Origin of the sequence: Neoroseomonas marina (genome assembly GCF_012927745.1) — a bacterium.
Lineage (GTDB): Bacteria > Pseudomonadota > Alphaproteobacteria > Acetobacterales > Acetobacteraceae > Neoroseomonas > Neoroseomonas marina.
Map to the genome: position 1 here is coordinate 113,817 of NZ_JABBKX010000003.1, position 21,962 is coordinate 135,778.

The window sequence follows — 21,962 nt, forward strand, 5'->3', positions numbered from 1 at the left end:
AACGCCACCATGAAGATCGTCGACATCCGGGCCTTCCCGACCTCCTTCCCGCTGCCGCAGGGCGGGCCGCGCCTCGGTATCGGCCAGGCGATCAAGCGCGACGCGGTGATGGTGAAGGTCATCACGGAGGACGGCATCGTCGGCTGGGGCGAAAGCCATCACGGCCGCGCGCACACCGCCATCGCGAAGCTGATCGAGACGACGCTGCGCAGCCTCATCCTCGGCATGGATGCCTTCGACACCACGGGCATCAACGCGCGCATCTACAAGTACCAGCTGGCGAGCCACGGCATGGGTGCGGCCTGCGCCATGGCGATGTCGGGCATCGACATGGCGCTGTGGGACGCCAAGGGGAAGGCGCTGAACCTGCCGCTGTACAAGCTGCTCGGCGGCGCGGCGCGGCCCGTGGCCGCCTATGCCGGTGGCGTGGCGCTCGGCTACCAGGACCCCGCTGCGCTGATCGATGAGGCCGCGCCGCATATCGAGGCCGGCTACAGGGCGGTGAAGCTGCGCGTCGGCGACACGGTGAAGGACGACGTGGCGCGCATGGAGGCGGTGCGCGATGCCTTCGGCCACGGCCTCGCCATCCTGACCGACGCGAATATCGGCTACTCGATCGACCAGGTCCGCCAGGTGATGCCGGAGATGGATCGGCTCAACATCGGCTGGCTGGAGGAACCCTTCCCCGCCCACGACCATCATCTCTACGCCCAGGCGCGCGGCTACGGCGCGACGCCGCTCGCCGCCGGGGAGAACCACTTCACCCGCTTCGAATTCACCCGCGTGCTCGAGGACGGCGTGATCACCATCTGGCAGCCCGACCTCTCGAAATGCGGCGGCATCACGGAAGCGCTGCGCATCGCCGGCATGGCCTCCGCCTTCAAGATCCCGGTCAACCCGCATTCCTCGATGACCGGGGTGAACCAGGCGGCCTCGATCCACTTCCTCGCCGCCATCGAGAATGCCGGCTACTTCGAGGCCGACATCTCCAAGGCCAACAAGTTCCGCGACGAGCTCGGCAGCACGCCCTGGACGATCGGCGCCGACGGCAACGTCCTGCCGAACCGGACGCCGGGCATCGGCGTGGAGATCGACGAGGCCTTCCTCGAGGCGCATCCGCCCATCGAGGGGCCGGGCTACGTCTGAGGCCTGGCCTCGGCCAGCGCGGCGGCGTGTTCCATCACCTGGCGCCCGGCGCGGTTCCAGGTGGTGATGCCGCCCACCAGGATGCACTGGACCAGGCCCTCGGCGAGTTCCGGCAGCGTCAGCCCCTGGCGGAGCGCGTTGCCGGCGTGGACCTTCGCCCCGTCCACCGCGCCCACCAGCACGTCGAGCAGGACGAGGATCAGTTCCTTGGTCTTGATGTCGAGCGCCCCGCCCTGGTCCGGCGCGCGCATCGCGGCCTCGCGCAGCAGGCCGTAGCCGGCGAAGGCGCCCGGCGCGTGCTGCAGCAGCAGGCGGAAAGCATCGGGGACGCGCCCGGTCGTCGCCTCGAAATTCGCGATGCCGCGCGCGACCGCGGCCTCCAGTACCTCATCGGCCATGGCTGGTCCCCCTGATCCGGCCACAAGCCTGGGCGCGGCGCCGGCGCCGGGTCAACCGGCGGCGGCGAGGATGTCCTGCGGCGACAGGATGCGGCGGAGCGCGAAGCTGGCAGGCGGTTCCGGCCGGAAGACCGCGACGCCGTTCTCGCGGAACTCCTGCTGCGCGACCGACCGGCCGAGCACCATGGCCAGCTTCTGGATGTGCCCGACGAGCAGCGTGTTGGTGCCCGGCGCGGGTGCGATCGCCAGCGCCCGCCGCAGTCCCGCGACGGCGGCCGGGATGTCGGCGGTGTAGTCGTCCGCGACCAGGTCCATCGTGACCTCGACCGGCTGTCCGCGCGCGATGATCGCGGCGGTGTCGGAAGCACGGAACACCGGGCTCGACCGCACCAGACCGATCGGGATGCCGAGGCGCGCGATGGCGTCCGATACTTCCCCCGCCAGCCGCACCCCGGCGGCGGAGAGGTTCCGCTGCCCAGCCCGGTCCCCGAGCCGACCGGTGTCCAGCTGGCTGCGGTCGGTGACGCCGTGGCGCATGTAGAGCACGAAGCCACCGCGCCGCAGCTCCGCCACCCAATCGGGGACGGCGGCCGCGGCCGGCGTGGCCACCAGCAGCGCAAGTGCGCGTCGCGGCAGGCGCATCTCAGGCGATTTCCCGGATCAGCTTGGCCCGCATCGCCCGCGCGAAATCCTGCCGCGTTTCGGCGGCGATGACGAAGGCGCCTGGGCCGCCGATCACCTCGCGCTCATAGGTCGCGCGCAGGGCTTCGCCGCGGCGCGTGACGGGCGCCACCTCGATGGCAAGGCCATTGACCGTGATGCCGGCGGCGACGGCGCGGTCGCGTGCCTCGGGCGCGGGAAGTATGGAGCGCATGTCCGGCCCGTCGCCGGCGACGTCGATCACCTTCTCCTCGGCGCGGAAGGGTGCTGCGGCGATCAGGGCCGTGGCATGCGCGATGGCGTCCCCGATGGCGTTGTAGGACTGGCGGGATCGCGGCGCGTCACGGAGCGCCACGGCCAGCATCGCCGCCGAGGCCGCGTCGCGTACCGCGATCCAGTCCACCACCGTCGCCGCGCCGCCAGGGCTGCCCCATTCGACCACCGCCACCGCGATGGCCTGCCGCGGCTGGGAGGCGATGGCCGCCAGCACGGCCGGGTGCGTGACGGATTCCGCGAGGCCCTCCCGCTGGAGCCGGAACTCGTCTGAATCGATAGAGCCCGAGGCATCCATCGCGAGCACCAGCAGGAGGTCGACCTCGGGCGCCGCCTGCGCGGCGGCAAGGCCGGGCGCGAGCACCCCCGGCAGGCCCAGCATCGCCCGGCGCGGCATGGCGTGTCGTTTCATCCGCGGTCACATGGCGCGCGCCGCGCGCCCGGCAAGCCTCATCCGGCGATGGCGTAGGCCGGGCGGCGCGGATCGGCCCCGGCGCGCACCAGCCCCGCCTTGGGGTCGGACATCACCGCCTCCACGCTGCCGGCGAGCCAGGTCATCTCCGGCCATTCCTTCACCTCGTGCCCCCGCGCGGCGAGGTCGTCCCGCACCGATTGCGGTACGCGCGCTTCCACCGCGATACGCGCGGGGAAGTAGTCGAAGGGCGCGAAGGAGGACGGGAAGGCATAGGAGGCGAGGCGCGGCGCCTCGATCGCTTCCTGCAATTCCATGCCGAAGTGGAAGACGTTCAGCATGACCTGCAGCATGGCCTGGATCTGCACGTCCCCGCCCGGCGTGCCGAAGGGCATGACGCCACCATCCTCGGTGACCAGCATCGCCGGGTTGGGCGTCAGGCGCGGCCGCTTGCCCGGCGCGACGCCCGAGGGATGCGCCGGATCGGGGCGCGACTGGCTGCCACGGTTCGACGGCACGATGCCGAGCCCCGGGACAACCGGCGAATTCCACGACCCGTCGGACGGCGTCGCGCTGAACGCATTACCCCAGCGATCGACCACGGCGACGTAGGAGGTATCGGCCTCGACCTTCGGCAGGTCCGCGCGCTGCGGCCCCACGGCCGGCGTGCCGCGGCCGAGCAGCGGCTCGTACATCGTCGGATGCGCCCGCTGCGGGTCGATCTGGCGCAGCCGCGCATCGAGGTGATCCGGCGCGAGCAGCCCTTCCACCGGCACCTGGGTGAACAGCGGATCGCCGAAATGGTACTCGCGGTCGGCCATCGCCGCCTTCACGCATTCGGTCAGCAGGTGCAGGTAGTCGGCGGAATTGTGCGCCATGTCCGAGAAGCCGGCGCGTTCCATCAGCAGCAGCGCCTGCGCGAGCGCCGGCCCCTGGCACCACGGCCCGCAGGTCAGCAGCGTATGGCCGCGCCAGGGCTTTGCGACCGCGGGTTCGAGGCGCGAACGGAACCCTTCCATGTCCTCCATCGACAGGAAGCCGCCCTCGGCCTGGATGAAGCGGACGATCTCGCGCGCGATGTCGCCGCGGTAGAAGGCCGCATGCGCGGCGGCGAGGCCCGCCATCCGCCCGCCCTTGGCGGCCGCGCGGCGTTCCTCGTCGACCATGTAGGTCAGCGTGCGCGCGAGGTCCGACTGCACGAAGCGCTCGCCCACCACCGGCGGCTTGCCGCCCGGCAGGTAGATCGCGGCGTTGGAGGGATACTTCGCGTAGTCCTCGATATGCAGCGCCACCGTCTCGGCGAGCAGCGGGAAGACCGCGAAGCCCTCGGCCGCGTAGCGGATCGCGTATTGCGCGACCTCGCCGAAGCCCATCGTGCCGTGGCGCTCGAGCGCGGTGATCCAGGCGTCCGGCGCCGCCGGCACCACGGTCCGCCGCACGCCGTTCGGGATCTTCCCGCCATGCTCGCGCATGAAGACGTCCGGCGGCAGGGCGCGCGGCCAGTGGCCGAGGCCGGCGATGGTCTCGACCGTCCCGTCGGCCATGCGGATCATGATCGGCGCGACGCCCGCGACATTCACCAGGTCCGGCAGCACGACGCCGAGCGCGATGCCGGCCGCGCAGCCGGCATCCACCGCATTGCCGCCCGCTTCCAGCACCGCCATGCCGGCACTCGCGGCAAGGTAGTGGCCGGCGGAGATGGCGTGGCGCGGGCCGGACAGCGTGGGGCGCGTCGAGGTCATCGGAGGCTCCTCCCGAAAGGCGGGGAGAGCCTCGGCGCGCTTCGGCCATGCGTCAACGGCGGCTTGGCGGCGCGCGCCACCCCCGGCAAGGATGCGCCCGTTCGAAGGGAGAACCGCCATGGCCAAACCCGTCCTGCTGTCGATCGACGACCGCGGCATCGCCACCGCCACGCTCAACAAGCCCGCCAAGGGCAATGCCTATGACGAGGACCTGCTCGCCGCGCTGATCGAGGGCCTCGACGCGCTGCACGACGACCCTAAGGTCCGGGCACTGGTGATCCGCGGCGCCGGCAAGCATTTCCAGGCGGGGGCGGACCTCGACTGGCTGGCCAAGGCGGCGACCTATGGGCCGGAGCAGGCCTATGCGGCGTCGATGGCGACCACCACCGCCATGCAGAAGCTGAACGAGTTTCCCAAGCCGACATTCGCCTTGGTGCATGGCGCCTGCTTCGGCGGCGGCTGCGGCGTGGTCTGCTGCGTCGACGTCGCGATCGCCACGCCGGCCGCGATCTTCGGCCTGACGGAAGTGCGCGTCGGCGTCGCGCCGACCCCGATCAGCACCCACATGGTCCATGCCATGGGCCTGCGACAGACCCGCCGCTATGCCATCACGGGCGAGCGCTTCGACGCAGCCGAGGCGCTGCGTATCGGCCTGGTCCATGAAGTCGTCGAGGCCGACAAGGCGGATGCGCGACTCGCCGAGATCATCGACCAGACGATGCTCTCCTCGCCGACCGCCATCGCCATGACCAAGGATTCGTTCCTCGGCGCCAACGGCCTGAAGCTCTCTGCCCGGGAGATGTCGCTGCTGGCGCACGAATCCTGGATGCAGCGGGCCTCGGCCGAGGGGAAGGAAGGTCTCGCCGCCTTCCGTGAGAAGCGTCGCCCGGCCTGGTACAGGTAAGGGTATCTCAACCTATAGTTGCGCCCGAGTATCTCCGACAAGCAGTGCGCTTGTCGGAGCCTCTGTCATCGTTCTTTCATAAAACTGCAATCGGGAGGTCTTCCACCCCGCCTAGAAGCCGCCCACGTGTCGTCCCGTCCGGGGCGGCGCGGCTTCTACCACTGACGGAGTGAGACGCTGTGAATAGGCGGTCCTTCCTTCTCGGCGCCGGTGCGGCGCTGAGCCTTCCGGTTCTCGAGGCCCGCGCCCAGGGCGCGCAGATCACGGGCGCTGGCGCGTCCTTCCCCAACCCGATCTACCAGAAGTGGGCCGAAGCGGCCCGCGAGGCGACCGGCCTGCAACTGAACTACCAGTCGGTCGGTTCCGGCGCCGGCATCAACCAGATCCGCAACCGGACCGTCGATTTCGGCGCGACGGACGCACCGCTGAACCAGCAGCAGCTCACCGAGGGCAACCTGCTGCAGTTCCCGACGGTGATGGGCTCGGTCGTGCCGATCATCAACGTCCCCGGCATCGAGAACGAGCAGCTGAAGCTGACCGGCGAGGTCCTGGCTGACATCTTCCTCGGCCGCATCACCCGCTGGAACGACCCGCGCATCGCGGAACTCAACGCGGGCGTCACTCTGCCGGGCCTGGCCATCGCGCCGGTCTATCGTGCCGATGGGTCGGGCACGACCTTCGTGTTCACGTCCTACCTCGCGGCGGCGTCGGCGAATTGGCGCTCGGGCCCCGGCGCGGCGACCTCGGTCCGCTGGCCGGTCGGCAACGGCGCGCGCGGCAACGAGGGTGTCGCGGGCGGCGTGCGCAACACGCGCGGCGGCATCGGCTATGTCGAGAACGCCTATGCCAGCCGCAACAACCTCGTCACCACGCAGCTGAAGAACAAGGCCGGCCACTTCGTGAAGCCGACCATGGAGGCCTTCATCGCCGCCGCTTCCAATGCGGACTGGTCGGTGCCGGGTTTCGCCGCGAACATCATCGACCAGGGCGGCGACGCCTCCTGGCCGATCGTCGCGCCGACCTTCATCCTGCTGCCGACCAACCCGGCGAACGCCGCACGCAACGCCAATGTGCGCAAGTTCTTCGACTGGGCCTATGCCAATGGCGATGCGATGGCCCGCGAGCTCGAGTACATCCCGCTGCCGGAGGCGACCAAGACCGCTGTCCGCGCCGCCTGGCGGACGCAGTTCGGCGCCTGATCCGCATCGCAGGGCCCGGCTTCGGCCGGGCCCTGCCCCACCTTGACGACAGGCAGACGCCGTGAGCCAGGCCGCAACCGCCGACACACCCCACCCCGCCGCCACCCGCCGCAGCCGCGGCAATGTCGGCGACATCGTCTTCGAAGGGGCCTGCCGCGGCGCGGCTGTCCTGGTCCTGATCCTGCTCGGCGCCATCATCGTCGAGCTGTTCCTCGCCGGCCTGCCGGCCTTCCGTGCCTTCGGCCTGCCCTTCGTCTGGTCCACGGACTGGGACCCGGTGCAGGAAGTGTTCGGCGCGGGCGTGTCGATCTACGGCACGGTGGTCACGGCGGTTCTGGCGATCGTGCTGGCGGTCCCGCTGGCCTTCGGCATCGCCTTCTACCTGACGGAACTGGCGCCGCCCTGGCTGCGCCGGCCGGTCGGCACGGCGATCGAGCTGCTCGCCGCGGTGCCTTCGATCATCTACGGCATGTGGGGCTTCTTCGTGATCGCGCCCGCTTTCGCCCAATACATCCAGCCGACCATCATCGACACGGTGGGCGAGCTGCCGCTGGTCGGCTTTCTGTTCCAGGGCGCGCCCTTCGGCACCGGCATCTTCACCGCGGCCTTCATCCTCGCGATCATGATCCTGCCCTTCATCGCGGCCACGATGCGCGACGTCTTCGAGCAGGTACCCCCCGTCTACAAGGAAAGTGCCTACGGGCTGGGCGCGACGACCTGGGAGGTGATGCGCAGCGTGGTCCTGCCCTACACCCGCGTGTCGGTGGTCGGTGGCATCATGCTCGGTCTCGGCCGCGCGCTGGGCGAGACGATGGCGGTCACCTTCGTCATCGGCAACGCCAACCGAATCAGCACATCTCTGTTCGGGCCCGGCAACACCATCGCCTCCCTCGTCGCGCTGGAATTCGGGGAAAGCGAGGCCGGCAGCCTGAAGTTCGCCTCGCTGCTCGCGCTCGGCTTCATCCTCTTCGTGCTCTCCTTCCTCGTGCTCGCCGCCTCGCGCTACCTGCTGCGCTCGCGGCTGAAGGCCTGACGCCATGAGCATCACCATCGGCGCCGGCATCCATCCCGGCCCCCGCAAGGACCTCAAGGTCGCCGCCGCCCTCGGCCGTCGGCGCCGACGGATGGACGCGATCGTCCGCATCCTCGGCCTCGTCGCGATGCTGGTCGGCCTCGCCTTCCTCGCCTCGATCCTGCTGACCCTCGCCTATCGGGGCTCCGAGGCGATGGGGCTGTCGATCTTCACCCGCGTCACGGCGCCGCCGGGCTCGGAGGGCGGGCTGCTGAACCCGATCGTCGGCAGCCTGATCCAGGCCGCGCTCGGCACCGCGATCGGCACGCCGGTCGGCATGCTGGTCGGCACCTACCTCGCGGAATATGCGCGCGGATCGAAGTTCGGCAATCTGGTCCGCTTCGTCTCGGACATCCTGCTCTCCGCGCCGTCGATCCTGATCGGCCTGTTCGTCTACACCATCCTGGTGATGCCCTTCGGCGGCTTCTCGGGCTGGGCGGGCGTGGCGGCGCTTGCGATCATCGTCATCCCGGTGGTCGTCCGCACCACCGAGGACATGCTCTCCCTGATCCCGAACACGCTGCGCGAAGCGGTGATCGGCCTCGGCGCGCCGAAGTGGAAGATGATCGTCTTCGTCTGCTGGAAGTCGGCCATGTCGGGGATCATCACGGGCATCCTGCTCGCCGTCGCCCGCGTGGCCGGGGAGACGGCGCCGCTGCTCTTCACCTCGCTCGGCAACAACGCCTGGTCGGTCGACCTCACCAAGCCGATGGCGAGCCTGCCGGTGACGATCTACGCCTATGCGGGTTCGCCCTTCGAGGACTGGATCGGGCTCGCCTGGGCCGGCGCGCTGCTGATCACGCTCGGCGTGCTCGGCCTCAACATCCTCGCCCGCAGCGTGCTGCGCGGCCGCAAGTGACCGGAAGGAACGGCATCATGTCCACCACGGCCGAGACCACCGAGACCGCGACCAAGGGCTTCGGCGGCGTGCAGGCGCGCTCCGGGGCGGCGATCAACGCGTCGCGCATCTCCATTCGCAACCTCGAGTTCTTCTACGGCGACAACCGCGCGCTGAAGGGCATCGACTTCGAGATCCCGGACCGCCAGGTGACCGGCATGATCGGTCCGTCCGGCTGCGGCAAGTCGACGCTGCTGCGGGTCCTGAACCGGATGTACAGCCTCTACCCGGGCCAGCGCGCGACGGGCGAGGTTCTGCTGGACGGGGAGAATGTGATCGCTCCCGACGCCGATCTCAACGCGCTGCGCGCGAAGGTCGGCATGGTCTTCCAGAAGCCGACCCCCTTTCCGATGACGATCTACGAGAACATCGCCTTCGGGATCCGCCTGCACGAGAAGCTCTCGAAGTCCCAGATGGACGAGCGGATCGAATGGGCCCTGACCCGCGCGGCGATCTGGGACGAGGTGAAGGATCGGCTCGATGCCTCGGCCCTCGGCCTGTCGGGCGGTCAGCAGCAGCGCCTTTGCATCGCCCGCACCATCGCGGTGCGGCCCGAGGTCATCCTGTTCGACGAGCCGACCTCCGCGCTCGACCCGATCTCCACGCTGAAGATCGAGGAGCTGATCGACGAGCTGAAGCGCGACTTCACCCTCGTGATCGTGACGCACAACATGCAGCAGGCCGCGCGCTGCGCCGATCAGGTCGCCTTCTTCTATCTCGGCGAGCTGATCGAGGTCGCGCCCGCCGTGCAGATGTTCACGGCGCCCAAGCACGCGAAGACCCAGGAATACATCACCGGTCGCTTCGGCTGAGCGGCGGGAAGGACAGGACATGCCCAACGAACACATCGTCCGAAGCTATGACGAGGAGCTCCGCCGTCTGCGCGACATGGTCGCGCGGATGGGCGGCCTCGCCGAGCGCCAGGTGGCCGAGGCGACGCGCGCCCTGGTCCGCCGGGACACCGACCTGGCGACGGCGGTGATCGGCCGCGACACCCAGATCGATGCCCTGGAACGCGAGGTCGAGGCCTATTGCGTACGCCTGCTGGCCCTGCGGCAGCCGATGGCGGCGGATCTGCGCGTCATCATCGCCGCGATGAAGGCGTCGAACGACCTCGAGCGCATCGGGGACTACGCCTCGAACGCCGCGAAGCGCGCCGTGGTGCTCGCCTCCCTGCCCGCCATCGGCAGCCTCGCGGGGTTCGAGCGCATGGCGCAGCTGGTGCAGGAGAACCTGAAGGCCGCGATGGACGCCTTCGTGAACAACGACGCCGAGGCCGCGCGGCGCGTGTGGGAAGCGGACGAACCGGTCGACGCCATCTACAACGGCATCTTCCGCGAACTGCTGACCTTCATGATGGAGGATCCGCGCAACATCACCGCGGCGACGCACATGCTGTTCATCGCCAAGAACCTCGAGCGGATCGGCGACCACACGACCAACATCGCCGAACGCATCTATTACGCCGTTCTGGGCGACAACATCACCGAGGAGCGCCCCAAGGCCGACCAGTCGGCCTATGCGGTGGTGCGCCCGGCCGGAGGCTAGCCACGATGGCCGAGGCCTATTCCACCCTCGCCAAGCCGACCATCCTCGTCGTCGAGGACGAGGCGCCGCTGATGACCCTGCTGCGCTACAACCTCGAGAAGCAGGGCTTCAAGGTCGAGGAAGCCGCCGACGGCCAGGAGGCGCTGCTGCGCGTCTCCGAGGCACGGCCCGACCTGGTGCTGCTGGACTGGATGCTGCCGGCGCTGTCCGGCATCGAGGTCTGCCGGCAACTGCGCCGGCGGCCGCATACCCGGGACCTGCCCATCATCATGGTCACGGCCCGCACCGAGGACCAGGATGCCGTGCGGGCGCTCGACACCGGCGCCGACGACTACATCGCGAAGCCCTTCGTGATGGACGCGCTGCTGGCCCGCATCCGCGCGCTGCTGCGCCGGTCCGGCGGCGTCGCGACCAAGGGCATGCTGACCTACCGCGACCTCGCCATGGATCAGGACGCGCATCGGGTCGCGCGCGGCGGCAGGCCGCTGCATCTGGGCCCGACGGAGTACCGGCTGCTCGAGTTCTTCCTGCAGCATCCGGGCCGCGTCTTCTCGCGCGAGCAGTTGCTCGACGCCGTCTGGGGCCGCGACATCCATGTCGAGCCGCGCACGGTCGACGTGCACATCCGCCGCCTGCGCAAGGCGATCAATGGCGAGAGCGACGTGGACCTGATCCGGACCGTGCGTTCGGCGGGCTACGCGCTGGACGCCGAGGACCACTGAGCCAGGCGGACCACGCAGCGTTCGAAGGCGGCAAGGTCCCGCCAGCGGTCGCCGGGCGCGTCCTCGCGCTCGAACGCCCCGCCGGCGGCGGCGATGCCGCCGTCGATCATCAGGTTGTCGCCCAGGCCGAAATCCTCGAGGCCCATGGCGTCCGCGTCCTCCCAGCCGCCATCCGTACGCCGCGTCGCCGTCGCGCCCAGGAAGCCGCGGGTGCGGCCGAGGAAATCGGTCGCGACGTTGCTGTAGCCCATCACCGGGCGCCCGAGCGCCCGCATGAAGCCGAGCTCGAAGACCGTCCCGGCGTCCGCGGACGGCCCCCGGAAGGGGGTCAGGTTCGCGATCAACCCGTCGCAGGACCGGATGTGCCCCTCGTTGCCGAGGTAGATCCGCATCCAATACGGGCGATCGCCGGGCGGCAGCATCGGCGGCGGATCGAGGGGAAAGACGCCTTCGAGCCCGTGCGCCGCGCAGACGCGCTTCTTCGCCGCCGCCACGTCGAGGGCGTCGGGCAGGAAGACCTCCGGACCGGCGAGGTAGACTCGCATGGCCGCGATCCTGCCTTGCCGGGCACCCTCGCGCCACGCTCAATGCCGCGCCATGGATATCGAATCCGAATACAACAACCGCGCCCGGGTGCCCGGCAGCGCGGAGATCATCGCCGGTTGGGCGCGCGAAGCAGAGGCCTTTCGCGCAACCTGGGCGCGCAAGACCCTCGATTTGCCCTATGGCGCCGGGCCGCGCGAAAGGCTCGACCTGTTCGAGCCCGACAGCGACGGACCGGTCGCCGTCTTCATCCATGGCGGCTACTGGCAGGCGCTCGACAAGTCCTTCGCAAGCCATTGCGCGCGGGGGCTCGTCCTGCGGGGCGTGCCGGTGGCGGTGCCGTCCTACGACCTCTGTCCGCATGTCCCGCTCGCGCGGATCGTGACGCAGATGCAGGCAGCCTGCGTCATGCTGCACCGGCGCACGGGGCGGCGGCTGCTGGTCGCCGGGCATTCCGCGGGTGGGCAGCTCGCGGCGATGCTCATGGGTACCGACTGGCAGGCGATCGACCCTGCGCTGCCGGCCGGGCTGGTCGGCGCGGCGCTGCCGATCTCGGGTGTCTTCGAGATCGAGCCCCTGCTGCCCACCACCATCGGGCGGGGGCTGAACCTGACGGCCGCGGAGGCGCGCGCCCTGTCCCCCCGCTGGCAGGCCACCGCGCCGGGGGAACTCCATTGCGTCGTCGGGGGCGCCGAGAGCGACGAGTTCCGCCGCCAGACCCGCGACTTCGCCGCCGCCTGGGGCGGCACGGCCGAGGAACTGCCCGGCGCCAACCACTTCACCGTCCTCGACCCCTTCCCCGACCCCGCCCACCCCCTGGTCGCCCATGCCGCGGCCATGGCGGGGCGTCTTGCGCGCGGCTGACGGATCGCGCTTAAGAGAGGTCCTTTCCGGGCAATCAGGGGGACTTCCATGACGGGGATCGGACGGCGCGGGCTTCTGGGCGGCACCACGGCATTGCTGGCCGCGCCCGCCATCCTGCATGCGCAGCCCGCCGGCGGCGTGAAGATCGGCGTCGTCGCCGTGCAGACCGGCCCGCAGGCGGCGCTGGGCAACCAGCTGAAGGACGGCTTCGCCCTCGGCCTGCGTCACCTCGAGGGCAAGCTCGGCGGCCTGACCGCCGAGACCGTCATCATCGACGACGAGCTGAAGCCCGACGTCGCCGTGACCAAGGTCCGCGCAGCGCTGGAACGCGACAAGGTCGACTTCATCGTCGGCGTGGTGTTCTCCAACATCCTGCAGGCGATCATCCGCCCGGTGACGGAGAGCAACACCTTCCTCATCAGCACGAATGCCGGCCCGTCCACCTTCGCCGGCCGCGGCTGCAACCCGTTCTTCTTCACAACCTCCTACAACAACGACCAGGTCCATTCGGTGATGGGCCAGGCGGCGCAGGACAACGGCTATCGCCGCGTCTTCGTCATGGTGCCGAACTACCAGGCGGGCCGCGACGCGGTCGCAGGCTTCAAGTCGAAGTTCCAGGGCGAGGTGGTGGACGAGGTCTATGTCCCCCTCACCCAGCTCGACTTCTCGGCCGAGCTCGCGAAGATCGCCGCCGCACGTCCCGATGCGATCTTCACCTTCATGCCGGGCGGGCTCGGCGTGAACCTGGTGCGGCAGTATCGCCAGGCGGGCCTGGCGAACATCCCGTTCCTGTCGACCTTCACGGTCGATGAGGCGACGCTGCCCGCGCAGGGCGACGCGGCGTTGGGCTTCTACTCGGCCGCCTCCTGGGCGCCGAACATGGACAATCCGCAGAACAACCGCTTCGTGACCGACTACATCGCCGCCCACAACGCAGTGCCGGCGACCTATGCGGCGCAGGCCTATGACGCGGCGATGCTGCTCGATTCCGCGATCCGCAAGGTCGGCGGCACCCTCGCCAACAAGGACGCGCTGCGCACGGCGATCCGGGCGGCGGATTTCCGCTCGGTGCGCGGGCCCTTCGCGTTCGGGGCGAACCACTACCCGGTGCAGGATTTCTGGCTGCTCAAGGTGGGCCGCCGCGCCGACGGCAAGCTCGAGACCCAGACCGACCGCAAGGTGTTCACCAACGCCGTCGATCCCTGGGCCGCCGAATGCCGCATGCGCTGATGCCCCGCGCGCGCGGGGCTGGCGGGGCGACCGCGCGCCGGACGATGGTGGTGACTGACGTGCACGCGCACGTCAGGAACCAGGCGTGACGACGCAACTGCTCCTGGTGCAGGCCCTCAACGGCCTGCAGCTCGGCATCCTGCTCTTCCTGGTCGCGGCGGGGCTGACGCTGGTGTTCGGGGTGATGGACTTCATCAACCTCGCCCACGGCGTGCAGTACATGCTGGGCGCCTATCTCGGCGCCTCGCTGGCCGCGGCGACCGGGTCCTTCTGGCTCGGGCTGCTGCTGGCGCTGCCGGCGGCACTGATCGCCGGGCTGGTGCTGGAAGTGCTGGTCTTCCGGCACCTGTACGATCGCGACCACCTCGCGCAGGTGCTCGCGACCTTCGGCGTGATCCTGTTCCTGAACGAGGGCGTGAAGCTGGTCTGGGGCGCAGCACCGCTGCAGGTCGCGGTGCCGCCTCTGCTCGAAGGCGGGGTGCAGATCATGCCGGGGCTGCAATACCCGCTGTATCGTGTCGCGGTGCTCGGCGCCGGCCTCGCGACGGCGGGGCTGCTCTGGTGGCTGGTCGAGCGCACCCGGGCCGGGATGCTGGTTCGCGCGGGCGCGACAAACGCGCCGATGGTCTCTGCGCTCGGCGTCGACATCGGCCGGCTCTTCACCCTCGTCTTCGCCTTCGGGGCGATGCTCGCGGGCTTCGCGGGGGTGCTGGCGGGGCCGATCTTCTCGGTCGAGCCCGGCATGGGCGACACGGTGCTGATCCTCGCCTTCGTGGTGATCGTCATCGGCGGCATCGGCTCGATCCGCGGCGCCTTCGTCGCGGCGCTACTGGTCGGGCTGATCGACACGCTCGGCAAGTCGCTGATGCCCGACCTGATGCGGCTGTTCCTCGATGCCTCCGCGGCGCGGCAGGCGGGGGCGGCACTGGCCTCGATGCTCGTCTACGTCGCCATGGCGGCGATCCTGGCCTTCCGCCCGGCGGGCCTCTTCCCCGTCCGCGCAGGCTGATCCATGCGCGAAGCCTGGCTGCCGCTGGCGGTGCTGCTTGCGCTCGGCGCCGCGCCGCTGCTGGGCTTCGGCGGATCCTACGAGACCACGCTGATGGCGCGGGTCATGATCCTCGCCATGGCGGCGGTCTCGCTGTCCTTCCTCGTGGGAGGGGCGGGTCTGGTCAGCCTGGGGCATGCGGCCTCGGTGGGGGTCGGCGCCTATGCGGTGGCGATCCTCGACGCGCACAACGTCACCGAGGCCACGCGCGTCCTGCCGGCGGCGATCGGCGCGGCCGCGCTGTTCTCGCTCGTCACGGGCGCGGTCGCGATCCGCACCTCCGGCGTCCACTTCATCATGATCACCCTGGCCTTTGGGCAGATGGCCTTCTTCACCGCCTCCTCGCTCGCGGCCTATGGCGGGGATGACGGCTACACGCTCTACAGCCGGACCGAGGTCTGGGGGTCGCGGCTGCTCGGCGACCGGCTGGCCTTCCACTACGTCTGCCTCGGTGCGCTGGCGCTGACCTGGGCGCTCTGCGCCATGCTGCTCGCCTCCCGCTTCGGCCGCGTGCTGCGCGCGGCGCGCGAGAACGCCCAGCGGGTCGAGGCGGTAGGCCTCTCCCCTTACCCGTTCCGCCTCGTCGCCTATGTGATCGCGGGCGCGATCGGCGGGGCGGCAGGCTTCCTCCTGGCCAACGCCACCGAGTTCGTCTCCCCGGCCGGCATCTCCTGGCAGCGCTCGGGGGAATTGCTGTTCATGGTCATTCTGGGCGGCGTCGGGCGGCTCTGGGGGGCAATCCTCGGCGCGGTGGCCTTCGTGCTGCTCGAGACCTGGCTCGCCGACCACGTGGCGCACTGGAAGATGGTGTTCGGGCCGCTGCTGGTCCTCGCCGTGCTGTTCCTCAAGGGCGGGCTGTCCGGCCTGGTGGTGCGCCGCCATGGCTGAGCCGCTGCTGCGCCTGGTCGACCTGCGCAAGCATTACGGCGGCCTGGCCGTGACGGATGGCGTCTCGCTCGATGTCCTGCCCGGCGAGATCCACGCCGTCATCGGCCCGAACGGCGCGGGCAAGACGACGCTGATCCACGAGATCACCGGCGTGGTCCGCCCCGATGCGGGGCAGGTCGTCTTCGCAGGACGGGACGTGACGCGCCTGTCCCTGCCGCGCCGGGTGCGCGCCGGGCTGGCGCGGACCTTCCAGATCACCAGCGTCGTCCCGGGCTTCACGGCGCTGGCGAATGTCGCGCTGGCCGTGCAGGCCCGCTCGGGCTCGTCCTTCCGTTTCCTCCGACCGGCGGCCTCCGAAGCCGCGACCAACACGGCGGCGATGGACGCCCTGGCCGAGGTCGGCCTTGCCGATCGCGCCGAGGTCCCGGCGGGTGCACTCAGCCATGGCGAGAAGCGCGCCCTCGAACTTGCCATCGCGCTCGCCACGAAGCCTCGCCTGCTGCTGCTCGACGAACCGCTCGCCGGCGCCGGCCCGGAGGAGACCGAGCGCCTCATCGCCCTGCTGACCCGGCTGAAATCGGCCTACACGATCCTGCTGGTCGAGCACGACATGCAGGCGGTCTTCGCGCTCGCCGACCGCGTCTCGGTGCTGGTCTATGGCCGCGTCATCGCCACCGGCACGGTCGCCGATATCCGCGGCAACCCCGAGGTCCGCGCCGCCTATCTCGGCGAGGACGAGGCGTGATGCTGGCGGTCGAGAACCTCGTCGCGGGATATGGCGCCGCCCGCGTGCTGCACGGCGTCTCCTTCACGGTCGGCGCGGGGGAGGTCGTGACGCTGCTCGGCCGCAACGGCATGGGCAAGACGACGACGGTCCGCGCGGTGATGGGCCTGATCCGCCCGACCGCCGGCCGCATCGCCTTCGACGGCGCGGATGTCACCGGCCAGCCACCCCACCGCATCGCCCAGCATGGCATCGGCCTGGTGCCCGAGGGCCGCCAGGTCTTCCCGACCCTGACGGTCGAGGAGAACCTGGTCGCCACCGCCGCCAACCGCGCCGGCGGGGCGCCGCGCTGGACCCTGCCGGAGGTGTTGGCGCTGTTCCCCCGCCTCGCGGAACGCCGCCGCAACCTCGGGGCGCGGCTGTCGGGCGGGGAGCAGCAAATGCTCGCCATCGGTCGGGCGCTGATGACGAACCCTCGCCTGCTGATCCTCGACGAGGCGACCGAGGGCCTCGCCCCCCTGATCCGGGCCGAGATCTGGGCCGTGCTGGCCCGGCTGCGCGCCGAGGGCCAGGCGATCCTGCTGATCGACAAGAACCTCGCGGCCATCCTCAAGCTCGCGGACCGGCACGTCGTGATCGAGAAGGGCCAGGTGGTCTGGACCGGCACCAGCGAGGCCCTTTCCGCAGCGCCGGAAGTGCGCGACACCTACCTTCACGTCTAGGAGAGGAGAGGCACGCATGTCCGCTTTGGCCGCCGGCATCACCCCTGCGGGGGACAGCATCGACGGGGTCGTCTGGAACATCCTGGGCCAGACCTACAAGCCGGTCGCGTCCTGCGATTCCTGCTTCGCCTTCGACACCCTGTTCCCGGACGGCACCTTCGTGCCCCCGCACATCCACAGCACCCAGGACGAGTTCATCCGCGTGCTGGAAGGCCGGTTCGACCTGGTGCTGGACGGCAAGCCCGTGGTCGCGACCGCCGGCGACCTGATCCGCATGCCCATGGGCATCATGCACGGCATCTGGAACAAGTCCGGCTCGCCGGTCCGGGCCCTGTTCTGGGTCAGCCCCGCCCGCAGCCTCGAGACGCTGTTCAAGCGCATCCACAACGTTCCCGACCCGGCCGAGGTGATCCGCATCGCCTCGGAGCACGAGGTCGAGTTCCTGCCCCCGCCGGGCTGATCCCGGCCCCGCCGGGGGGGGCGGCACCGGGCCGGGCCGGCAAGCGGCCCCTTCACGCCCCGCCCCCCGCGCGCTACCTGTCCCGCCCTTGGGTCAACATCTTGCCGCCGCCCGGTTTTCCGCGGGCGTCGCGACGGATCGCACATGACGAGCAGCAACGACATCCGGGCCACCTTCCTCGACTACTTCCGCCGCAACGGGCACGAGGTGGTGGAATCGAGCCCGCTGGTCCCGCGGAACGACCCGACGCTGATGTTCGCGAACTCGGGCATGGTGCAGTTCAAGAACGTCTTCACCGGGCAGGAAAAGCGCCCCTATGTGCGGGCCACGACGGCGCAGAAATGCGTGCGCGCCGGCGGCAAGCACAACGACCTCGACAATGTCGGCTACACCGCCCGCCACCACACCTTCTTCGAGATGCTGGGGAACTTCTCCTTCGGCGACTACTTCAAGACCCAGGCGATCCCCTACGCCTGGGACCTGCTGACCAAGGACTTCGGCCTGCCGAAGGACAAGCTGCTGGTCACCGTCTATTCCGAGGACGAGGACGCCGCGGCGATCTGGCGGAAGGTGGCGGGGCTGCCGGACAGCCGCATCATCCGGATTTCGACCTCCGACAATTTCTGGCGCATGGGCGACACCGGCCCCTGCGGCCCGTGCTCGGAGATCTTCTACGATCACGGGGACAAGATCCCGGGCGGCCCGCCGGGGTCCCCCGACGAGGACGGCGACCGGTTCATCGAGATCTGGAACCTGGTCTTCATGCAGTTCCTCGAGGACCCGCCCGGCACGCGCGCGCCGCTGCCCAAGCCGTCCATCGACACCGGCATGGGCCTCGAGCGCTTCGCCGCCATCCTGCAGGGCAAGCACGACAACTACGACACGGACACGTTGCGGGCGATCATCCTCGCCAGCGCTGAAGCCACCGGTCAGGAGCCGGACGGCCCCTTCCGGTCGAGCCACCGCGTCGTCGCGGACCACCTGCGCGCCGGCGCCTTCCTGATCGCGGACGGCGTGCTGCCCTCCAATGAAGGCCGTGGCTACGTGCTGCGCCGCATCCTGCGCCGAGCGATGCGCCACGCGCACATGATGGGCTCGCGCGAGCCGCTGATGCACCGGCTGCTGCCCTCCCTCGTGCGCCAGATGGGTGCGGCCTATCCGGAACTGGTCCGCGCCGAGGCGTTGATCAGCGAGACGCTGCGCCTGGAGGAAACGCGCTTCCGCTCGCTGCTCGAGCGCGGGCTGCACCTGCTGGCCGAGGAAACCGGCCGGCTCGGCTCCGGCCAGACCCTGCCGGGCGAGGTCGCCTTCCGCCTCTATGACACCTACGGCTTCCCGCTCGACCTGACGCAGGACGCGCTGCGCGCCGAAGGCCGCGCCGTCGACGTCGAGGGCTTCAACGCGGCGATGACCGAGCAGCGCAAGCGCGCCCGCGCCGCCTGGGCGGGCTCGGGCGAGGCCGCGACGGAAGGCGTGTGGTTCGACCTCAAGGAAAAGGTCGGGGCATCGGAGTTCCTTGGCTACACGACCGAGACGGCCGAGGGCGAGATCGTCGCCATCGTGCAGGACGGCAAGCCGGTCGACGCCGCGCCGGTCGGCGCCGAGGTCGCGGTGCTGCTGAACCAGACCCCCTTCTACGCCGAGAGCGGCGGCCAGGTCGGCGACACCGGCATCATCCAGGCGGGCGAGGCCTGCCGGATCGAGGTGCGCGACACCCAGAAGAAGCTCGGCGCGCTCTATGTCCATATCGGTACGGTCGTCGCCGGCGAGGCCAAGGTCGGGCTGGCGGTCCAGGCCGAGGTCGCGCATGAGCGTCGTTCGAAGATCCGCGCGCACCATTCCGCGACGCATCTGCTGCATGAGGCGCTGCGCCGCCGGCTCGGCACGCATGTCGCGCAGAAGGGTTCGCTGAACGCGCCGGACCGCCTCCGCTTCGACGTCTCCCAGCCGACGCCGATGACCGAGGAGGACCTCGAATGGGTGGAAGCGGAGGTGAATGCGCGCATCCGCGAGAACGCCGAGGTCACGACGCGGCTGATGACGCCGGAGGCGGCCGTCGAGGCCGGCGCGATGGCGTTGTTCGGCGAGAAGTACGGCGACGAGGTCCGCGTCGTTGGCATGGGCCATGACGCGGCCGCGGTCGAGAAGCACGGCGTCTATTCGCTCGAACTCTGCGGCGGCACGCATGTCCGGCGCACCGGCGATATCGGGCTGTTCAAGATCCTGTCCGAAGGCGCCGTCTCGGCCGGCATCCGTCGCGTGGAGGCTGTCACCGGCGACGCCGCCCTCGCCTACATCGCCGAGATGGAGGAGAGCCTGCAGGCCGCGGCCGCGGTGCTGAAGGCGCAGCCGGGCGAGCTCGCCTCCCGCATCGCGGCGCTGGTCGAGGATCGCCGGAAGCTGGAGCGCGAGGTGGCGGAGCTGCGCAAGAAGCTCGCGACCGGCGGCGGCGGGGCGGAGGTCGAGCAGGTGGCCGGGCTGCGCGTCGCGCTGCGCGACCTGGGCGAGGTGCCGCCGCGCGACCTCAAGGGCCTGGCGGAAGCGATCCTGAAGGGCGGCACGGCGGATGTGGTGGCGCTGGTTTCCACCGCCGAGGGCAAGGCGTCCATCGTCGTCGCGACCGGCGATGCGGCGAAGGGCAAGGCGGATGCGGTCGCGCTGGTGCGCGCGGCTTCGGCCGCGGTCGGCGGCAAGGGCGGCGGCGGGCGGCCGGACATGGCCCAGGCCGGCGGCCCGGACGGGACCAAGGCGGCCGAGGCGCTGGCGGCGGTGCGGGAGACGCTCGCCCACGGCGTGGCGGCGTGACCGCGCGCTGCCGGGCGCGCGACCTCGGCCTGGCGCCGGGGCTTTTCCGCCCCGGCACGCACAACGCGATCACGGACGTGGCCGGCGTTTCGGTCGGCCACACCACGCTGATCGAGGGCGACGCCATCCGCACCGGCGTCACCGCCATCCTGCCCCATCCCGGCAATCCGTTCGCCGACCGCGTGCCGGCGGGGCTGTCGGTCATCAACGGCTTCGGCAAGCTCGCCGGCGCGACACAGGTCGCGGAACTCGGCGAGCTCGAGACGCCGATCGTGCTGACCAACACGCTGGCCGTCGGCCGCGCGGTCGAGGCGCTGGTGGACTGGACCCTCGCCCGCAACCCCGAGGCCGTCAGCGTCAATGCCGTGGTGGGCGAGACCAATGACGGCCGGCTGAACGACATCCACGCGCGGGGCGTGACCGGCGCGCATGTGCTGGATGCGCTGGACGGCGCGACGGACGGCCCGGTCGAGGAAGGCTGCGTCGGCGCCGGCACCGGCACCATGGCCTTCGGCTTCAAGGGCGGCATCGGGACGTCATCGCGCGTGCTGCCCGAGGCGCTTGGCGCCTGGACGCTCGGTGCGCTGGTGCAGGCGAATTATGGCGGCGTGCTGACCATGGACGGGATCCCGGTCGGGCGTGAGCTCGGTAGGTGGTACCTCAAGGAACACACCGACCGCGGCGATGCCGACGGATCGGTGATGGTGGTGATCGCGACCGACGCCCCATTGTCCGACCGCAACCTGACGCGGCTCGCGACGCGGGCCATGGCGGGCCTCGCGCGCACCGGGGCCGCCTTCAGCGACGGGTCGGGCGACTATGCCCTCGCCTTCTCGACCCATCCCGGCGTGCGGCGCACGGCGGAACGCCGCGCCCACCAGGCGATCGTCGCGGATTGGCCCAACGACCGCATGTCGCCGCTGTTCGTCGCGGCCGCCGAGGCGGTCGAGGAGGCCGTGCTGAACGCGCTGACCATGGCCACCACCGTCGTCGGCAGCGACGGCCGCACCGGACGGCGCGCCAAGGGAGAGGCGATCGACCTCGACGCGCTGCGGGCCGTGCTCGCCCGCCACGGGAGGACCGCATGACCCGTCGCATGCTGCTCACTGCCGCGGCGCTGCTGGCGATCGCCCTTCCCGCGGCGGAGGCCGCGCGGACCACCCTCCGCGCCACCCGTCCGGGCGCGCCGCCGCTGACGCTGCGCGCCCTCTCCAACGCCGAATACTGGACCATCGAGGTGCAGGACGGCGGCGTCGAAAGCCAGCGCATCGAGGTGCAGACCGACCTGCCGGACGTCCTGCCACGCCTTGCGGAGACCAATGGCGACGGCGCGCTGGACCTCTGGGTGCCGGTGATCGGTGGGAATGCCAATACGGCCTGGGATGTCTGGCTCATGCAGCCGGGCGAAGGGCGCTTCCGCCGCGGCGGGGAAGTCAACGGCCTCGGCTTCTCGCGCGACAGCGCGGGGCGGCTCGTCGCGCTCGGCCGCAACGGCTGCTGCAGCGTGGTCTACACGTTCCACGACGTGACGGCCGAGGGCGCGCTGCGCGAGGCGTTCGCGATCGAGCGCCAGGTCGACGAGCTGAACCGCGGCACCTGCGAACCCGTCGCCATCGCCATGAACGCGCCGCCCGCCGCAGTGCGCGCGACCTGCGCGCTGGCGCCCGGGCAGTTGCCCGGCACGCCGCTGCGCATTCCGTGAAG

23 protein-coding genes are annotated in these 21,962 nt (G+C 70.6%); 18 read left to right on the forward strand and 5 right to left on the reverse strand.

Features of this window, described 5'->3' with window-relative positions; translation table 11 throughout:
• The first annotated feature begins 9 nt into the window (after positions 1–9).
• Positions 10–1,146: a mandelate racemase/muconate lactonizing enzyme family protein gene (locus tag GWK16_RS10510; RefSeq protein WP_170053926.1), complete on the forward strand. Its 1,137-nt coding sequence runs from the start codon at positions 10–12 to the stop codon at positions 1,144–1,146.
• Here GWK16_RS10510 and GWK16_RS10515 read toward each other — a convergent pair.
• The 4 genes from GWK16_RS10515 to GWK16_RS10530 are packed head-to-tail and all read right to left on the reverse strand — an operon-like array spanning position 1,137 to position 4,631.
• Entirely contained in the window at positions 1,137–1,544 is a 408-nt protein-coding gene (locus GWK16_RS10515; RefSeq protein ID WP_170053927.1) for a carboxymuconolactone decarboxylase family protein, read from the reverse strand. The genes GWK16_RS10510 and GWK16_RS10515 overlap by 10 nt on opposite strands.
• A 51-nt stretch (positions 1,545–1,595) precedes the next feature.
• Positions 1,596–2,186, reverse strand: coding sequence for a histidine phosphatase family protein (locus tag GWK16_RS10520; RefSeq protein ID WP_170053928.1), 591 nt, complete (start codon positions 2,184–2,186; stop codon positions 1,596–1,598).
• Between the two features lies 1 nt (position 2,187).
• Entirely contained in the window at positions 2,188–2,889 is a 702-nt protein-coding gene (locus tag GWK16_RS10525; RefSeq protein WP_248291308.1) for a DUF1194 domain-containing protein, read from the reverse strand.
• A gap of 38 nt (positions 2,890–2,927) precedes the next feature.
• Positions 2,928–4,631 carry a gamma-glutamyltransferase family protein gene (locus GWK16_RS10530; RefSeq protein ID WP_170053929.1) on the reverse strand — a complete coding sequence of 568 codons (1,704 nt, stop codon included), beginning with the start codon at positions 4,629–4,631 and terminating at the stop codon, positions 2,928–2,930.
• A 118-nt stretch (positions 4,632–4,749) separates the two neighbouring features.
• Here GWK16_RS10530 and GWK16_RS10535 point away from each other — a divergent pair, with 118 nt between their 5' ends.
• The 7 genes from GWK16_RS10535 (at position 4,750) to phoB (ending at position 10,974) form a co-directional block, all read left to right on the forward strand.
• Complete coding sequence (locus GWK16_RS10535) at positions 4,750–5,535, forward strand: enoyl-CoA hydratase-related protein (protein WP_170053930.1); 786 nt, start codon at positions 4,750–4,752, stop codon at positions 5,533–5,535.
• Between the two features lie 179 nt (positions 5,536–5,714).
• Complete coding sequence (gene pstS / locus GWK16_RS10540) at positions 5,715–6,734, forward strand: phosphate ABC transporter substrate-binding protein PstS (RefSeq protein ID WP_338144457.1); 1,020 nt, start codon at positions 5,715–5,717, stop codon at positions 6,732–6,734.
• Positions 6,735–6,795: 61 nt separating this feature from the next.
• Positions 6,796–7,767 carry a phosphate ABC transporter permease subunit PstC gene (pstC, locus tag GWK16_RS10545; RefSeq protein ID WP_170053931.1) on the forward strand — a complete coding sequence of 324 codons (972 nt, stop codon included), beginning with the start codon at positions 6,796–6,798 and terminating at the stop codon, positions 7,765–7,767.
• Between the two features lie 4 nt (positions 7,768–7,771).
• Positions 7,772–8,665, forward strand: a complete 894-nt coding sequence (gene pstA / locus GWK16_RS10550; RefSeq protein WP_170053932.1) for a phosphate ABC transporter permease PstA — start codon at positions 7,772–7,774, stop codon at positions 8,663–8,665.
• A gap of 17 nt (positions 8,666–8,682) precedes the next feature.
• A complete protein-coding gene (gene pstB / locus GWK16_RS10555; RefSeq protein ID WP_170053933.1) occupies positions 8,683–9,516 on the forward strand; it encodes a phosphate ABC transporter ATP-binding protein PstB in 834 nt (277 codons plus the stop codon).
• A 19-nt stretch (positions 9,517–9,535) separates the two neighbouring features.
• Positions 9,536–10,252 carry a phosphate signaling complex protein PhoU gene (gene phoU / locus GWK16_RS10560; RefSeq protein ID WP_170053934.1) on the forward strand — a complete coding sequence of 239 codons (717 nt, stop codon included), beginning with the start codon at positions 9,536–9,538 and terminating at the stop codon, positions 10,250–10,252.
• A gap of 5 nt (positions 10,253–10,257) precedes the next feature.
• Complete coding sequence (phoB, locus tag GWK16_RS10565) at positions 10,258–10,974, forward strand: phosphate regulon transcriptional regulator PhoB (RefSeq protein ID WP_170053935.1); 717 nt, start codon at positions 10,258–10,260, stop codon at positions 10,972–10,974.
• Here the strand turns inward: phoB and GWK16_RS10570 are convergent.
• Positions 10,947–11,519 (reverse strand): nucleoside 2-deoxyribosyltransferase, encoded by a 573-nt coding sequence (locus tag GWK16_RS10570; protein WP_170053936.1) that lies wholly within the window; start codon positions 11,517–11,519, stop codon positions 10,947–10,949. The genes phoB and GWK16_RS10570 overlap by 28 nt on opposite strands.
• Positions 11,520–11,571: 52 nt before the next feature.
• Here GWK16_RS10570 and GWK16_RS10575 point away from each other — a divergent pair, with 52 nt between their 5' ends.
• From GWK16_RS10575 to GWK16_RS10620, 10 genes are all read left to right on the forward strand, one after another.
• A complete protein-coding gene (locus tag GWK16_RS10575) occupies positions 11,572–12,381 on the forward strand; it encodes an alpha/beta hydrolase (RefSeq protein ID WP_170053937.1) in 810 nt (269 codons plus the stop codon).
• Between the two features lie 48 nt (positions 12,382–12,429).
• Entirely contained in the window at positions 12,430–13,611 is a 1,182-nt protein-coding gene (locus GWK16_RS10580; protein ID WP_170053938.1) for an ABC transporter substrate-binding protein, read from the forward strand.
• 85 nt (positions 13,612–13,696) lie between these two features.
• Positions 13,697–14,620 (forward strand): ABC transporter permease subunit, encoded by a 924-nt coding sequence (locus tag GWK16_RS10585; protein ID WP_170053939.1) that lies wholly within the window; start codon positions 13,697–13,699, stop codon positions 14,618–14,620.
• Between the two features lie 3 nt (positions 14,621–14,623).
• Complete coding sequence (locus tag GWK16_RS10590; protein WP_170053940.1) at positions 14,624–15,547, forward strand: branched-chain amino acid ABC transporter permease; 924 nt, start codon at positions 14,624–14,626, stop codon at positions 15,545–15,547.
• Complete coding sequence (locus GWK16_RS10595) at positions 15,540–16,292, forward strand: ABC transporter ATP-binding protein (protein ID WP_170053941.1); 753 nt, start codon at positions 15,540–15,542, stop codon at positions 16,290–16,292. The genes GWK16_RS10590 and GWK16_RS10595 overlap by 8 nt, the downstream gene beginning before the upstream one ends.
• Positions 16,292–16,993 (forward strand): ABC transporter ATP-binding protein, encoded by a 702-nt coding sequence (locus GWK16_RS10600; RefSeq protein ID WP_170053942.1) that lies wholly within the window; start codon positions 16,292–16,294, stop codon positions 16,991–16,993. Before GWK16_RS10595 ends, GWK16_RS10600 begins: the two co-directional genes overlap by 1 nt.
• A 16-nt stretch (positions 16,994–17,009) precedes the next feature.
• On the forward strand, positions 17,010–17,453 hold the full coding sequence (locus GWK16_RS10605; protein WP_170053943.1) for a cupin domain-containing protein: 444 nt from the start codon (positions 17,010–17,012) through the stop codon (positions 17,451–17,453).
• Positions 17,454–17,597: 144 nt separating this feature from the next.
• Entirely contained in the window at positions 17,598–20,258 is a 2,661-nt protein-coding gene (gene alaS / locus GWK16_RS10610; RefSeq protein WP_170053944.1) for an alanine--tRNA ligase, read from the forward strand.
• Positions 20,255–21,346 (forward strand): P1 family peptidase, encoded by a 1,092-nt coding sequence (locus GWK16_RS10615; RefSeq protein WP_170053945.1) that lies wholly within the window; start codon positions 20,255–20,257, stop codon positions 21,344–21,346. Before alaS ends, GWK16_RS10615 begins: the two co-directional genes overlap by 4 nt.
• Positions 21,343–21,960 (forward strand): hypothetical protein, encoded by a 618-nt coding sequence (locus GWK16_RS10620; RefSeq protein WP_170053946.1) that lies wholly within the window; start codon positions 21,343–21,345, stop codon positions 21,958–21,960. Before GWK16_RS10615 ends, GWK16_RS10620 begins: the two co-directional genes overlap by 4 nt.
• The last annotated feature ends 2 nt before the right edge of the window (positions 21,961–21,962 follow it).